General features: G+C 67.5%; 13 protein-coding genes. 8 read left to right on the top strand and 5 right to left on the bottom strand.

The window, feature by feature from the left end; genetic code table 11:
• Nucleotides 1–56: 56 nt before the first annotated feature.
• Nucleotides 57–1,124: a metal-dependent hydrolase gene (locus AC3WOH_RS12985; protein ID WP_492229737.1), complete on the bottom strand. Its 1,068-nt coding sequence runs from the start codon at nucleotides 1,122–1,124 to the stop codon at nucleotides 57–59.
• Nucleotides 1,125–1,555: 431 nt separating this feature from the next.
• Here AC3WOH_RS12985 and egtD point away from each other — a divergent pair, with 431 nt between their 5' ends.
• Nucleotides 1,556–2,512 carry an L-histidine N(alpha)-methyltransferase gene (gene egtD, locus AC3WOH_RS12990; RefSeq protein ID WP_492229784.1) on the top strand — a complete coding sequence of 319 codons (957 nt, stop codon included), beginning with the start codon at nucleotides 1,556–1,558 and terminating at the stop codon, nucleotides 2,510–2,512.
• Between the two features lie 55 nt (nucleotides 2,513–2,567).
• On the top strand, nucleotides 2,568–3,827 hold the full coding sequence (egtB, locus tag AC3WOH_RS12995; protein WP_492229785.1) for an ergothioneine biosynthesis protein EgtB: 1,260 nt from the start codon (nucleotides 2,568–2,570) through the stop codon (nucleotides 3,825–3,827).
• A gap of 18 nt (nucleotides 3,828–3,845) precedes the next feature.
• Here the strand turns inward: egtB and AC3WOH_RS13000 are convergent, their stop codons facing one another.
• Nucleotides 3,846–5,129: an O-acetylhomoserine aminocarboxypropyltransferase/cysteine synthase family protein gene (locus AC3WOH_RS13000; RefSeq protein WP_492229738.1), complete on the bottom strand. Its 1,284-nt coding sequence runs from the start codon at nucleotides 5,127–5,129 to the stop codon at nucleotides 3,846–3,848.
• Between the two features lie 147 nt (nucleotides 5,130–5,276).
• Nucleotides 5,277–7,280 carry a peptidase U32 family protein gene (locus tag AC3WOH_RS13005; protein WP_492229739.1) on the bottom strand — a complete coding sequence of 668 codons (2,004 nt, stop codon included), beginning with the start codon at nucleotides 7,278–7,280 and terminating at the stop codon, nucleotides 5,277–5,279.
• A 215-nt stretch (nucleotides 7,281–7,495) separates the two neighbouring features.
• Here AC3WOH_RS13005 and AC3WOH_RS13010 point away from each other — a divergent pair, with 215 nt between their 5' ends.
• Nucleotides 7,496–8,647, top strand: coding sequence for a branched-chain amino acid ABC transporter substrate-binding protein (locus AC3WOH_RS13010; protein ID WP_492229740.1), 1,152 nt, complete (start codon nucleotides 7,496–7,498; stop codon nucleotides 8,645–8,647).
• Nucleotides 8,648–8,651: 4 nt separating this feature from the next.
• Here the strand turns inward: AC3WOH_RS13010 and AC3WOH_RS13015 are convergent, their stop codons facing one another.
• Complete coding sequence (locus AC3WOH_RS13015; protein WP_492229741.1) at nucleotides 8,652–9,650, bottom strand: GlxA family transcriptional regulator; 999 nt, start codon at nucleotides 9,648–9,650, stop codon at nucleotides 8,652–8,654.
• 101 nt (nucleotides 9,651–9,751) lie between these two features.
• On the opposite strand from AC3WOH_RS13015, the gene AC3WOH_RS13020 reads away from it, so the two are divergent.
• The 4 genes from AC3WOH_RS13020 (at nucleotide 9,752) to AC3WOH_RS13035 (ending at nucleotide 13,171) form a co-directional block, all read left to right on the top strand.
• Nucleotides 9,752–10,372, top strand: coding sequence for a LysE family translocator (locus tag AC3WOH_RS13020; protein WP_492229742.1), 621 nt, complete (start codon nucleotides 9,752–9,754; stop codon nucleotides 10,370–10,372).
• 48 nt (nucleotides 10,373–10,420) lie between these two features.
• Nucleotides 10,421–10,684: a hypothetical protein gene (locus tag AC3WOH_RS13025; RefSeq protein WP_492229743.1), complete on the top strand. Its 264-nt coding sequence runs from the start codon at nucleotides 10,421–10,423 to the stop codon at nucleotides 10,682–10,684.
• An 8-nt stretch (nucleotides 10,685–10,692) separates the two neighbouring features.
• Nucleotides 10,693–12,087, top strand: a complete 1,395-nt coding sequence (tadA, locus tag AC3WOH_RS13030; protein ID WP_492229744.1) for a tRNA adenosine(34) deaminase TadA — start codon at nucleotides 10,693–10,695, stop codon at nucleotides 12,085–12,087.
• 85 nt (nucleotides 12,088–12,172) lie between these two features.
• On the top strand, nucleotides 12,173–13,171 hold the full coding sequence (locus AC3WOH_RS13035) for an LD-carboxypeptidase (protein ID WP_492229745.1): 999 nt from the start codon (nucleotides 12,173–12,175) through the stop codon (nucleotides 13,169–13,171).
• Between the two features lie 43 nt (nucleotides 13,172–13,214).
• Here the strand turns inward: AC3WOH_RS13035 and AC3WOH_RS13040 are convergent, their stop codons facing one another.
• A complete protein-coding gene (locus tag AC3WOH_RS13040) occupies nucleotides 13,215–13,565 on the bottom strand; it encodes a hypothetical protein (RefSeq protein ID WP_184860862.1) in 351 nt (116 codons plus the stop codon).
• Nucleotides 13,566–13,983: 418 nt separating this feature from the next.
• On the opposite strand from AC3WOH_RS13040, the gene AC3WOH_RS13045 reads away from it, so the two are divergent.
• A complete protein-coding gene (locus tag AC3WOH_RS13045; protein WP_184860859.1) occupies nucleotides 13,984–14,913 on the top strand; it encodes an adenylate/guanylate cyclase domain-containing protein in 930 nt (309 codons plus the stop codon).
• Nucleotides 14,914–15,025 lie beyond the last annotated feature (112 nt).

Consider the following 15,025-nt stretch of genomic DNA (forward strand, 5'->3'; position numbering starts at 1 on the left):
GGCAAGATACAGGCGGCGGCTGCCAGCGCTGCCGTCTGTACTGCCTGCCTGCGTGCTCAGCCTGCCGGGGTGGTCGGGGCAGAGGGCTTTGGCGCGGTGCCTGCCGGACGCAGGGGCGCATCGTCCAGCGCCAGCATGCGGCGCCAGAGCCAGGGCAGGGCGGTCTCCAGGTCGGGGCGCTGCCACTCCTGCCGCGCCTTGGCCGTGCCGGCCAGCACCTGCTGCGGCGTGCCGATGTCGAAGTGGAACGAGTACGCGGGCTCCATGCCCATGCGCAGGTCGGTGATGTAGATGTGCCCGCCCGCCTCGCTCATGCGGTAGAAGCCATGGGTGAAGCGCGACAGGCGCTGCACATGGGCGTTGCCCTGGTAGGCGGCGTACAGCCTGGCGCCGCGCTCATGGCGTGTCCAGCGCATGGGCTGGTCCTGGCCGTCGGCCAGCGAGCGAAAGCCTTCCAGGTAGTGCGTGGGCGTCATGGCCACCACGCGCCACAGCACGGTGGAGAAGGGCGCGGGCGTCACCAGCACGCGCTCGGCTGCAATGCCCTGCGATTGCAGCGAGGCGCGTGCAATGCCCTCCACATGCTGCTGTGCCAGCACGCTCCAGCCCAGGTAGGCGGTGCTGAAGACCAGGGCCCAGGCGTTCCAGCGCAGGCCGCGCCTGCCATCGCGCCCGCGCGCCACCAGTGCCGCCAGCACGCCGATGAGCAGGGGCACGGTGTACAGCGGGTCGATGATGAACACGCTGCCCACGCCGTAGGGGTGGTGGGTGTAGGGGTAGAGCAGCTGCGTGCCGTAGATGGTCATGGCGTCGAGCAGCGGGTGGGTCACCAGCGCCAGCCACAGGGCCAGCCACCAGCGCAGCAGGTGCGGCGTTTCGCCATGCAGGCGTGCGACAAGCCAGGCCAGCGGCCCTGACAAAAGTGTGAGTGTCAGCAGGGCATGGCTGCTGCTGCGGTGCAGCACCATGTTGAGCATGGCATCGCCATGGTCGATGAAGGCATCCAGATCGGGCAGCGTGCCGGCCACGGCGCCCCAGAAGACGGCTTTCCACGCAGCGGTGCGGCGGCCCATGGTGGCGAGGGTGACGGCGGATCCCAGGGCGATCTGGGTCAATGAATCCATGGGGCGGTGTGTCCTTGTCAGGAGGCGGTGGGCGATGGCGGCAAAACCCCGTCTGCAAGCGAAATACGGGCCAGCCCCAACAGGGCTTGCGGTGCCAGCGCCGGGGGCCCATGATTGTGGCTTGGCTCGATGACAGGCATGGGCACGGTGGCTGCCCGGCGGGTTGCGGGCGCATGCTGTCTGCTCGCTGCCCGCGGTGCTGTGCAGCCTGGTACCTGCCAGGCGAGGCACACGGGCGTTCGTCCTACCCGGGGGGCTCCCACCCCCCGCTAACCTTGCGACCCATGGCCCAAGCATTCCTGCACAATCCCTCGCCCTTGCTTCCAACCCGGGGCGCGCCGCGCCAGGCGGCCTGGAATGCCAAGCCACCCCACCTGGCCTTCGAAGCCTTCGAGGGCCTGGCCTCTGAAGCGGAGAGCGCCGCCGTGCCAGTGGCCGCCCAGGCACTGGCAGAGCAATCGGTGTTCGACGAGATCACCGGCGGCCTGCTGCAGCAGCCCGCCACCATCTCGCCCAAGTTCTTCTATGACCAGCTCGGCTCGGAGCTGTTCGAGTCCATCACCCGGCTGCCCGAGTACTACCCCACGCGCACCGAGCATGCCGTCATGCAACAGCATGCGACCGAGATCGCTGCCGCCGTGGGCCAGGGCCGCACGCTGATCGAGCTGGGCGCGGGCAACTGCGAGAAGGCGCGCGCTCTGTGCCGCACGCTGGCGCCGGCCTGCTTTGTGGGCGTGGACATCTCGGCCGACTTTCTGCAGGGCGCCGTGGCCCGCATGCGCGAGGAATTCCCGCACATGCAGGCCCATGCCGTGGGCGCCGACATGACGCGCGGCGTGACCCTGCCGGCCGACATACCGGGCACCGGGCGCCTGGTGTTCTACCCCGGCTCGTCCATCGGCAACTTCGACCCGCCGCACGCGCTGATGCTGCTCGAACAGATGCGCGAACTCGTGGACGGCGAGGGCGAGCCTGGTGCTGATGGTGGCCTGCTGATCGGCATTGACATGCCCAAGGAGGTGGACGTGCTCGAGGCCGCGTACGATGATGCGGCGGGTGTCACCGCGGCCTTCAACCTCAATGTGCTCACGCATGTGAACCGCCTCATCGGCAGCAACTTCGACCCTGCGCAGTGGCGCCACCTGGCCTTCTTCAACACCCTGCATTCGCGCATCGAGATGCACCTGCAGGCCATGTCGCCGCTGCAGGTGCGCTGGCCCGGCGGCGGCGTGCGCGACTTTGCGGCCGGAGAGTGCATCCACACCGAGAACAGCTACAAGTACACGCTGCCCGCCTTCACCGACCTGCTGGCGCGCGCGGGTTTCTCGCGTGCCCGGGCCTGGACCGATTCGCGCGACTGGTTTGCCGTGGTCCATGCGCAGCCTTGAAGGCCCGGTGGTTCCGGTGCGTGCGCGCGCAGCGCCGCTGGGGCACACTGCGCGGATGGCCGCGCCTCCCACCGCCGCTGACTATGCCGCCGTGCGCCAGTGCTCGGTAGAGCTGGTCGCCCCCTTGTCGCCCGAAGACGCCAGCGCCCAGTCCATGCCCGACGCCAGCCCTGCCAAGTGGCACCTGGCGCACACCACCTGGTTCTTCGAGACCTTTGTGCTGGAGCCGCACGAGGCCGGGTTTGCACCGTTCCACCCCGCGTTCCGCGTGCTCTTCAACTCCTATTACAACGGTGTGGGAGCCAAGCACCCGCGCCCGCAGCGCGGCCTGCTCACGCGCCCCGCGTTGGCCGAAGTGCTGGCCTACCGCGCCCACGTGGATGGGCGCGTGCAGCGCCTGCTGGCCCAACGCGCCGACGACGCCAAACTCCATGCCCTGGTCGAGCTGGGCCTGCACCATGAGCAGCAGCACCAGGAACTGCTGGTGACCGACATCAAACACCTGCTCTCGTGCAACCCCCTGTTCCCGGCTTACCACGGCCCGCGGCCGGCGAGCGGCAGCGGGGCAGCCCAGTCCCTGGCCTGGCTTGAGAGCGATGGCGGTGTAATGGAGATCGGCCATGCCGGCGACGGCAGCTTCGCCTTCGACAACGAACTGCCGCGCCACCGGGTGTACGTGCAGCCCCATGCCATCGCATCGCGCCTGGTGAGCAATGGCGAGTACGCGGCCTTTGTCGAAGACGGCGGCTACCGCAACCCCGCACTGTGGCTGGCCGAAGGCTGGGACTGGCGCACCGCACAGGGGCTCACACAACCGATCTACTGGCACCGCGAAGGGGCGGGTGAAGATGCCTGGCATGAGTTCACGCTGGCCGGCCTCGTGCCCCTGGCCAGCGCACTGCCTGCGGTGCACCTGTCGTACTACGAAGCCGACGCCTACGCCCGCTGGGCTGGCGCCCGCCTGCCCACCGAGGCCGAATGGGAATGCGCCGCTGCGCGCCAGCCCGCGCAGGGCCACCTTGCCGATGGCCCTGGTGCGTTGTTACACCCTGGTGCGGCCGAAGGCCCGGGCCTGGTGCAGATGTTCGGCGATGCCTGGCAGTGGACCCAGTCGAGTTACGCCCCGTACCCCGGCTTTCGCACGGCAGAGGGCGCAGTGGGCGAGTACAACGGCAAGTTCATGGTCAACCAGTATGTACTGCGCGGCGGCTCGTGCGCCACGCCGGCAGGGCATTCGCGCGCCACCTACCGCAACTTCTTTCCGGCGACTGCGCGGTGGCAATTCTCCGGCGTGCGCCTGGCGCGCGACCTGTAAGGCGCAGGAGGCAGGGCGTCAGACCTTGCCCAGGGCCTGCTCCAAGTCCGCCTTCAGGTCATCGATGTGTTCAATCCCCACCGACAGCCGCACCATCCCTTCGCTCACCCCTGCCTTGGCCAACTCCTCGGGGTTGAGCTGGCGGTGCGTGGTCGATGCGGGGTGCGTCGCCAGTGACTTCGCATCGCCGATGTTCACCAGGCGGGTGAACAGTTGCAATGCATCGAGGAAACGCGCCCCCGCCGCACGCGGATCGGCATCGCTGTTCTTCACGCCGAAGCTCAGGATGCCCGAGGCGCGCCCGCCCAATTGGCGTTTGACGAGCGCATGGTCCGGGTGGTCGGGCAGGCCGGCATAGCGCACCCATTCGACCTTGGGGTGGGCCTGCAGGTATTCGGCAATGGCCAGGGTGTTGTCGCAGATGCGGTCCAGGCGCAGGGCCAGGGTCTCGATGCCTTGCAGGATCAGGAAGGCGTTCTGCGGTGCCAGCGCGGCACCTGTGTTGCGCAGCGGCACGACGCGGGCACGGCCGATGAAGGCCGCGGGGCCCAAGGCCTCGGTGTAGACCACGCCATGGTAGCTCACGTCGGGCTCGTTCAGGCGCGGGAAGCGCTCTTTGTGCTGGGCCCATGGGAACTTGCCGCTGTCCACGATGGCACCGCCCACGCTGTTGCCATGGCCGCCCAGGTACTTGGTGAGCGAGTGCACCACGATGTCGGCCCCGTGCTCGATGGGGCGCAGCAGGTAAGGGGTGGGCACGGTGTTGTCCACGATCAGCGGCACGCCATGGTCGTGGGCGACCTTGGCCAGGGCCGCGATGTCGGTCACATTGCCCAGCGGGTTGCCGATGGATTCGATGAAGATGGCCTTGGTGCGAGCGTCGATGTGCTGGGCGAAGCTGGCCGGGTCGCGCGGGTCGGCAAAGCGCGTGGTGATGCCCTGCTGGGGCAGGGTGTGGGCAAACAGGTTGTACGTACCTCCGTACAAAGTGCTCGCGGAGACGATGTTGTCCCCTGCCTCTGCAATGGTCTGGATGGCGTAGGTGATGGCCGCCATGCCCGATGCGACGGCCAGCGCGGCGATGCCGCCTTCGAGCGCCGCAATGCGCTTTTCCAGCACATCGTTGGTCGGGTTCATGATGCGGGTGTAGATATTGCCCGGCACCTTGAGGTCGAACAGGTCGGCGCCATGCTGGGCGCTGTCGAAGGCATAGGCCACCGTCTGGTAGACGGGCACGGCGACGGCCTTTGTGGTGGGGTCGGGGCTGTAGCCAGCGTGGACAGCGAGGGTTTCGATCTGCATGAGGGGCTTGTCTCTGGAAGGGGTTGGTACGAAGGGCCAGGCACCTTGGCGGAGTGCCCGAACCATTCTTCCATCGCCCCTTCAGAGGCAGATCGAATCGTTTCGTATGTGCTTATGCGGCCAGCGATGGCCGGCCGGCGCGCCCGCTCAGCTGGTGCGCTGGGGCCGGGTGCGGTAGAAGCTCATCGGCGTCTCGCGCGCCTGGTTGAGCACCTGGCGCTTGATCTTGCCCACCACATGCATCTCGCAGGGCTTGCAGTCAAAGCGCAGGGTCAGCTTTTCCTTGCCGTTGATGAGCATCAGCGGCTCGGCCTTGATGGTGCCCTGCACGCCGGTCACGCCCTTGGCCTGTTTGGGGCACAGGCTCATCGAGAAGCGCACACAGTGCTTGGTGATCATGAGGCTGACTTCGCCTTCTTCCTCGTGCGCCTCGTAGGTCGCATCGATCACCTTCACGCCGTGGCGCACGTAGAAGTCGTGCGCCTTGTGGTTGAACACGTTGCCCAGAAAGCTCAGCGTGTCCTCGGGGTAGGGGGCCGGGGGCTCCACCGGGGTCGCGCGCTGCAGGCGCAGGAAGCCCTTGGCGCGGTTGGCCTCCAGGTCGGCCAGCGCATCGCGGCGCAGGGCGTTGACGGCCGATGCGGGGATGAACCAGGGCTGCGAGAGCTGCAGGCCCACATCGTTCACCGCGAAGATGGTGGCGCCGAAGCGGGCCAGGTGCTCGCGCAGGCTGGCCTCGGCCTTGGCGGCGTCGGTGGCGGGCTGGTGGGCATGGTCGAGCTGCGCGCCGCCGGCAAAGCCGTCCTCGTCGGTCAGCGTGAGGGCAAAGCCGGTGGGTGTCTCCGACAGGTAGGCCCACAGGCCGATGCGGCGGTCGCTCGACTTCTTGTCCAGCGTGCGCACCCAGTCCATGTCGCGGTTGCGGTTGATCTCGGTGCCCTTGCGCAGGTCCTTGAAGCCCTCCATCGGGTCCTTGGGGAACACGCGCCACTGGGTGGTGCTGCGCGGCGATACGGGCTCGGCCCGGTTGATGGCCATGCCCACCAGTTCCTTGTGCAGGTCGTAGTAGCACAGGCCGTCGCCGTTGTGCAGCACGGTCTCGGGGCTGCTCACTTCCAGTTCCACGAAATCGGCACCCACCTTGGTCACCCAGCCGATGGCCTGGCCGGGGTTCTTGGGCGTGTCGAAGGCGCCGATGTCCTGCTTGCGGCCGGTGACGAAGTAGTCGGTGAACTCGCGGTTGAAGTTCTGCAGCGGGTCGGGCGTGAAGGTGAAGGTGGTGCGCCCGCTCGACGAGCGCGACAGCGGGTGGCCTGAGGCCTCGCGCTCTTCCATGATGCCGTCGATGATGGTGCGGTAGTGGGCCGTGATGTTCTTCACGTAGCCCATGTCCTTGTAGCGGCCTTCGATCTTGAAGCTGCGCACGCCGGCATCGATCAGCGCGCGCATGTTGTCGCTCTGGTTGTTGTCCTTCATGCTGAGCACGTGCTTGTCGTGCGCGATGAAGCGGCCCTGCGCATCGGTCACCTGGTAGGGCAGGCGGCAGGCCTGGCTGCAGTCGCCGCGGTTGGCGCTGCGCCCGGTCTGTGCATGGCTGATGTTGCACTGTCCGCTGTAGGCCACGCACAGCGCGCCGTGGATGAAGAACTCGATGTTGGCGCGCCCCGGTGCATCCACCGGGCCCAGGGCCTTGTGCACGGCCGCTATCTGCTGCACCGTGAGCTCGCGCGCCAGCACGATCTGCGACAGCCCAGCGTCCTGCAGAAAGCGCGCCTTCTCGGGCGTGCGGATGTCGGTCTGCGTGCTGGCATGCAGCTGGATGGGCGGCATGTCGATTTCGAGCAGGCCCATGTCCTGGATGATCAGTGCATCGGCCCCGGCCTCGTAGACCTGCCAGGCCATCTTGCGTGCGTCTTCGAGTTCGTCGTCGCGCAGGATGGTGTTGAGCGTGATGAAGATGCGGCTGTTGAAGCGATGGGCGTGTTTGACCAGGCGCTCCAGGTCGCGGATGTCGTTGCCCGCGCCCACGCGCGCGCCGAAGGCCGGGCCGCCGATGTAGACGGCGTCGGCACCGTGGTTGATGGCTTCGATGCCGATGTCTGCGTCGCGCGCGGGCGCAAGCAGTTCGAGCTGGTGGGGCAGGAGGGACATAGCCTTCGATTATCCCAGGCCCGGCGTTTCCGAGGGAAGTGAACCACCAATTAGATCAACTAATACTGTATGCAATTCTGTTGTGCAAGTCTGGTGTACCCGCGGCGGGTTAGGATGCCCGCACCTTGGCCGGCCGTGGGTGCTCGCCCCCGTTCCCGTGAGGGGGTTGCCATGGGTTGGTCGGTTTATTTTTCGTTCATTCTGGAGACTTGTCCGTGTTCTTTGCTTCCCGTTCGCGCTTTTCCCTGTCCCTGATCGCTGCTGCCGCCGCTGCCCTGGCCTCCACTGCCGCCCTGGCGCAAGAGGTGCAGGTCGTCAAGATCGCCCATGCGGGCCCGCTGTCGGGCGGCATTGCCCACATCGGCAAGGACACCGAGAACGGCGTGCGCCTGGCGCTGGATGACCTGAACGCGCAGAACCTGGTGATCGGTGGCAAAAAGATCAAGTTCGAGATCGCCGCCGAAGACGACGCCGGTGACCCTCGCCAGGCCACGGCCGTGGCGCAGAAGCTGTGCGACCAGAAGGTCGCTGGCGTGGTGGGCCACCTGCAGTCGGGCACCTCCATCCCCGCCGCCGCGGTGTACGACAAGTGCGGTGTGCCGCACATCACGGCCGCCGCCACCAACCCCGACCTGACCAAGCCCGGCTACAAGACCACCTACCGCCTGATCGCCAACGACAGTGCCCTGGGCGCGGCGCTGGCCATCTTCTCGGCCGACCACCTGAAACTCAAGTCCGTGGCCATCATCGACGACCGCACGGCCTATGGCCAGGGCGTGGCCTCGGTGTTCAAGGCCACGGCGCAGCAAAAGGGCCTCACGGTGGTGGGCGAGGAGTTCACCACCGACAAGGCCACGGACTTCATGGCCATCCTCACCGCCATCAAGAACAAGAAGCCCGACGCCATCTTCTACGGCGGCCTCGATGCCCAGGCCGGCCCCATGCTGCGCCAGATGGAGCAGCTGGGCCTGGGCAACGTGAAGTTCTTCGGCGGCGACGCGCTGTGCACCGAAAAGCTGCCCGAACTGGCGGGCAAGACGCCTGCCCTCAAGAACGTGACCTGCGCCACGGGCGGTGCCTCGGTCGCCAAGATGCAGGGCGGCGCCGACTGGAAGAAGCGCTACGACGCCAAGTTCCCAGGCCAGTTCCAGATCTACAGCCCCTACGCCTACGATGCCGCCATGGTGCTGGCCGATGCGATGAAGCGCGCCAATTCCGTGGACCCCAAGGTCTACATCCCCTTCATCGCCAAGACCGAGTACAAGGGCGTGACGGCGAACATCGCCTTCACCAACAAGGGCGAGCTGACCACGCCCGCCGTGACGCTCTACACCTACAAGGACGGCAGCCGCGTGGCCTTGAACTGATCCTTCAGGGCTCGGTTCTGGCCCGCCCGGCGCGCAATGCGCCAGGGCTGGTGCCGTAGTGCTTGCGGAACAGCCGCGCCAGGCTGCTGGCGTTGCCCAGGCCCACTTCGTCGGCAATGGCTGCCAGGCTGTGGTGCGAGTGGGTCACGCGCCAGTGCGCGTGCTCCATGCGCATCTTCGTCCAGTGGTCGTGGGCGCTCATGCCCATGTGCTCGGCGAACAGCCGGTCGAGCTGACGGCGGCCGATGCCGATGCGCTCAGCCAGCTCGGCCACGGTCAGGCCGTCGGCCAGGGAGCTGCGCATCAGCGCCACCGCGCGCGCCAGGTGGCGGCCCAGGTCGGGCCCGGTGCCCTCCATGGACTGCAGTTGGTGCCCCTGGTGGCGGGGCGCGTCCACCAGCATGTCGGCCAGGCCCTTGAAGGCCCGCACACGGCCGCAGTGGCGCGAGAGCAGCTCCACCGCCATGTCGATGGCGGCCGTGCCGCCCGCGCAGGTGATGCGGTCGCGGTCAAAGCAATAGATCTGTTCGCTGGCCACCGCGATGCGCGGAAAGGCCTCTCGGAACTCGGCCACATGGCGCCAGTGCAGGGCCACGCGGTGGCCCCGGAGCAGGCCCGCCTCGGCCAGCAGAAAGCTCGCGTTGTCGATGGCCACCAGCGGCAGGCCGTGTGCCGCCGCCTTGCGCAATACCGGGCCATAGGCGTCGGCGTATGCACGCGAAGCCCTTACCGTGCGGCTGCCAAAGACCACCAAATAGTCGAAGGCCGAGAGGTCCACGGCCTCGACCGAGGTGTCCATGCCCACCTGCACGCCGCTGCTGGTGATCACGGGGGCGGCGTCGATGCCGAGCAGAGTCCACGCGCAGTAGCGCTGGCGGCTGCGGTCCTCGTCGTCGGCCGAAAAGCGCAGCTTGTCCAGAAAGGCGCCAAACGGCAGCAGGGCGAAGTCGGGCAGCGGCATCAGCAGCAGGCGCACATCGGGGCTGGGCAGGGTGGTGCTCATGCGGGGTGTCCAATTTAGTATTTATATTAGCCAAATTGGATGCTGTGCGTGTCGCCTCGCCCGCCTAGACTGCAGGCCATGCTTCAAGAGACGGTGCTGCAATGGAACTGAAAATCTGGCTGGTGTATCTGCTGGCGGTCATCGGCCTGTCGCTGACCCCGGGCCCCAACAGCCTGCTGGTGCTGGCCCATGGCGCCCTGCACGGGCGGGCGCGCACGCTGTGGACCATTGCGGGCGGGGCGCTGGGCTTTGCGGCCCTGATCGGGCTGTCCATGCTGGGCATTGGGGCGCTGCTGCAGTCGTCTGCCCATGCGCTCACGGTGATGAAGTGGGTGGGCGGCGCCTACCTGGTGTGGCTGGGCATCCAGCTGTGGCGTGCTCCGGCCATGCAGCTGCAGGCCTTGCCCAGTGCCGCAGGGCAGCCCACGGCCACGGGCGGCAGGCTGTTCCGCCAGGGGCTGCTGGCCGCCATTTCCAACCCCAAGGTGCTGTTGTTCTACGGTGCCTTTTTGCCGCAGTTCATCACGCCGGGGCGCGACCTGTGGCTGCAGTTCGTGGTCATGGCCGGCACGTTCGCCATCGTCGAATGCCTGGTGGAGTTTGGCCTGGCCAGCCTGGCGCACCGCATCCGGCCCTGGCTGCAGCGTACGGGGCGCAAGTTCAACCGTTCCTGCGGTGCGCTGTTCGGATTGATGGGGGCGGCCTTGCCCATGACGCACTGAGGCATCCCGGTTTACAGTGCAGGGCTGCACAGTATCTGGGAGCAAGGCATGCGTGGGTTGTTCGGTTTGGTCGGGCTGGTCCTTGTACTGGCCATCGTGGGTCTGGTGGCCAAGAAGCAGCTGTCGTCCACGCGCGCGCCAGCGGCTGCATTGCAGCAGGCCCCCATCCCGGGTACCGGAGCGTCGGTGCCGGTGATCAACCCCACGGGCAATGTGCAGCAGCAGAGCCAGCAGGTGCAGCAGCAGGTCCAGCAGCAGCTTGATGACATCATGAAGCAGCGTGCGCAAAGCCTGCCCGACGCCGACAAGTGATTCTGGCGATGCCCGCTGTGCTGACCGACGAAGACGGCATGCGCCTGGCGCTGGCCGAGGCGCGCGCCGCCGCCGAGGCAGGCGAAGTGCCTGTGGGGGCCGTGGTCGTCAAAGACGGGCAGGTGGTCGCCACGGGCCGCAATGCCCCCGTGCAGGCCAACGACCCGACTGCCCATGCCGAAATCGTCGCCTTGCGTGCGGCGGCACAGCGGCTGGGCAATTACCGGCTCGATGGCTGCACGCTCTATGTCACGCTGGAGCCCTGCGCCATGTGCAGCGGGGCCATGCTGCACGCACGCCTGGCCCGCGTGGTCTATGGCGCCGTGGAGCCCAGGACGGGAGCCGCAGGCTCGGTGCTCGACCTGTTTGCCCACACGGCCATCAACCACCAGACGGCCGTGCAGGGCGGGGTGTTGGCCCATGAGTGCAGTGCGCTGCTCACGGGCTTCTTTGGCGCGCGGCGCAGCCAGCAGCGGGCCGAGGCCCTGGCGCGCCACCCCTTGCGCGACGACGCCTTGCGCACGCCCGATGCCGCCTTTGCAGACCTGCCCGGCTACCCCTGGGCACCCCGCTATGTGAGCGATCTGCCCAGCCTGGCGGGTCTGCGCCTGCACTATCTGGATGAAGGCCCCGAGGACGCGCCGCGCACCTGGTTGTGCCTGCACGGCAACCCGGCCTGGAGCTACCTGTACCGCCACATGCTGCCCGTGTGGCTGGCGGCGGGCGACCGCGTGGTGGCACCCGATCTGATCGGCTTTGGCAAGAGCGACAAGCCCAAGAAAGAGGCCGCCCACCGCTTCGAATGGCACCGCCAGGTGCTGCTGGAACTGCTGGAGCGGCTGGACCTGCAGCGCACGGTGCTGGTGGTGCAGGACTGGGGCGGCATCCTGGGCCTGACCCTGCCCATGGACTGCCCGGAGCGCTTCGGCGGCCTGCTGGTGATGAACACCTTGCTCGCCACGGGCGACGTGCCGCTGCCCCAGGGCTTCGTGGACTGGCGCGCCATGTGCCGCGACAAGCCGCTCTACGGCGTGGGCCGGCTGCTCGCGCGGGGCAACCCGCAGCTGTCGCCGGCCGAGTGCGCGGCCTACGATGCGCCGTTTCCCGGCAAGGGCTACCGCGCGGCGCTGCGCGCCTTTCCCGAGCGCGTGCCGGCCGGGCCCAACGATCCGGGTGCCGCACTGTCGCGCCAGGCGCGCGATTTCTGGCGCCAGCAGTGGCAGGGCGAGAGCCTGATGGTGGTGGGCGCGCAGGACCCGGTGCTGGGCATGGCGACCATGCAGGCACTGCAAAAGGACATCCGTAACTGCCCCGAACCGGTGGTTTTGCCCCTGGCCGGGCACTTCGTGCAGGAGCATGGCCGGGGCATTGCCGAGCGGGCTGTGGAATACTTCAGGCCCTGACCGCACGCCAGCGCCGCCTTTTTCGCGGCCCGCCAGCGGCACCGCATCCCTATTCGGAGCAGGCCCGCACCGGCGCCTGAACGCTTTGCACAACGATCACGACCACCACCACCATCACGACCACCATGGCGATTGCGGCCATGACCATGGTCCCAAGCACATCTACATCTACTCGCCGTCGAGCGCCGTGCGCGACAAGGCGGCCTTCAAGCGCGGCATTGCCCGCCTCAAGGCCCTGGGCCACGAGGTCGAGGTGGATGTGGACGCCCTGGCCAGCCACACCCGCTTTGCTGGCGACGACGCCACCCGCCTGGCCGCCATCCACCGGGCAGCGGCCAGCGGTGCCGATGTGGCGCTGATCTCGCGCGGCGGTTACGGGCTGTCGCGCATCCTGCCGGGCATCCGCTACAAGGCGGTGGCCAAGGCCATCGGCCAGGGCATGAAGTTCGTCGGCCTGAGCGATTTCACGGCCTTCCAGAACGCGCTGCTGGCGCAGACCGGTGCGATCAGCTGGTCCGGCCCGGCCCTGGGCGCCGACTTTGGCGTGGCGAGCGAGCCCGACGACATCATGGAGGCCTGCTTCGACGACCTGCTCACCGGCCACGGCGAGGGCACGGGCTGGCGCATGCACCGCGAAAAGCCCCATGCCACCACCGGCAAGCCGGCCGTGCCCGACATCTATGTGAAGAGCGCCCAGCTCTGGGGCGGCAACCTGGCCGTGCTGGCGTCGCTGGTGGGTACGCCCTACCTGCCCAGCGTGAAGGGCGGCATCCTGTTCCTCGAAGACGTGAACGAGCACCCCTACCGCATCGAGCGCCTGCTGACCCAACTGCTGCATGCCGGCGTGCTGGCGCAGCAAAAGGCCGTGGTGCTGGGCCAGTTCAACCAGTACAAGCTGGTGCCGCACGACAAGGGCTACAAGCTGCAGTCGGTGGTGGACTGGCTGCGCACGCAGATCAAGGCCCCGGTGCTCACCAACCTGCCGTTCGGCCACGTGGAGACCAAGGTGCTGCTGCCCGTGGGAGCGACGGTGTCGTTGTCGGTGGAGGAGCGCGATGCCTTGATCTATTGGGGGCATCTGTAGGCCTCGCAGGGCGAGGCGCTGTGGCAGCTGCCGCCCTCAGCGTTCAGGAGAGCGGTGCGCGAGCGGGCGCGCCCACGGCGCGCGGCAACAGGCCCTGGAACAGGAGTGTCACTTCGTCTATGACGTTTTTGGCAACGGGCTCGCCCTGCAGCGGGGCCAGGGTGCTCTGCAGGTCGCTGCGCAGGTACCACAGGGCCTCGATGTCGCCGGCATAGCGCAGGCGGATGTTCATGCGTGCCACCTCGCAGCCGGAGAAGCCCGAGAGGCTGCGGATCATGGCGCGGCGCACCTCTTCCAGCTGCTGGTCACGCACCCAGGCCGTCGATGCAGGCGCATCACGGCCAATGAGGCCGTGCAGGCTGCTGCCGCGGACAGTGGGTTTGTTCCAGCGCATGGAATGGTTTTGCACCATAAAGAGGTAACAGGGCTCAAGTTAAGTGGCCGCCTTCGCAAATGCAAGGGGGCCACTCCCTTTTTTTGCAGAAAGCCAACAGGCCTTCATAGCTTTTTGCAAACAATTGCAAGTTTTCGATGCTTTTTTGAATCTAGTAGAAAAGGATTAAGCAGAAGTCATGCCCGGTGCTTCGGCTCTCGGCGCCCTGCGCCGACAAGGGCTGGGAAGGCGCTGCCGGCCTTGCGAATAGGGGAAGAGGGGGCATGCAAGGGGCCCGCATGGGACCGTCGGGGTGCACGCGCTCCAAAGGGATTTGCCCCATGCTGCAGCCCGGCCCTGAGGGTGACACGGGCGCCATGCACACTGCAGGCGCTTGAACTAAACTGGGTCACATGATGTTACCTGCGGTCCCGTGCCCATGACAGTTCTCTCGACGGTGGTCTTTGCCGATATCTCGGGCAGCACCTCTCTGTACGAGACGCTGGGAAACGAGCGCGCCACCGAAGCCGTGACGCAGCTCACCCAGTGGATTGCCGACACCATCGAAGGCAATGCGGGCCGCGTCGTCAAGAAGCTGGGCGATGGCGTGCTGGGCATTTTCGGCGATGCTGCGGGCGCCGTTTCGGCCGTGGCCGAGATGCAGCGCAAGCACCTCACGCGGCTGGACCGCTGGCCCCATCCCCTGCGCATGGACATCCGCGTGGGCGTGGCCAGCGGCGAGGTGGTGGAGGTCGACGGCGACTGCTATGGCGACGCCGTGAACGTGGCCTCGCGCCTGTGCGAACGGGCCGGTCCGTCCGAGATCTGGGCTACTGAAACCGCCGTGCTGCTGGCCGGCGCGGCGGCCTCGGTCTGGTACCGCAAGCTCGGGGTGATGGAGATCCGTGGCAAGGCCGAGACCCTGATGCTCTACCAGGTGGAATGGCGCCTGGACGAGGAGCCCGAGTCGCTGACCATGCAGTCGGCGCTGGTCAGCAATTTCTCGCCGGTGGATTCCATCCTGGGGCAGATCCAGTTCTCCTGGCATGGGGTGGACCTGTCGTTCAGCTCGGCCGATGCCCCGGTGCACGTGGGCCGGGCCACCGAGATGCAGTTGCGCATCAACGACCCCCGGGTGTCGCGCCTGCACGCGCGCATCGACTGGCGCAACAGCGGCTTCGTGCTCACCGACATGAGCAGCTTTGGCACCTGGGTGCGCTTCGAGGGCAGCGACTCGCCCGTGCGCCTGCGCCGCGATGCCTGCATCCTGCACGGCACGGGGGAGATCGCGCTGGGCGTGTCGTTCAGCGAGCCCACGGCGCCCAAGATGCACTTCCAGGTCGTCGGTGCCAGCGTGCATTTGGGCTGACCCCCTGAGTCGCTTCGCGCCTCGGTGCCACCGCCAGAGGCGGTGGCTCTTCGGGCACGTCCAAGCCTGCGCAGGCAGGCTTGGAGCCGCGGCCCTCAGCCCCTCTCTCGCC

The sequence above is a fragment of the Acidovorax sp. FW305-C-20-28 genome (assembly GCF_058783375.1).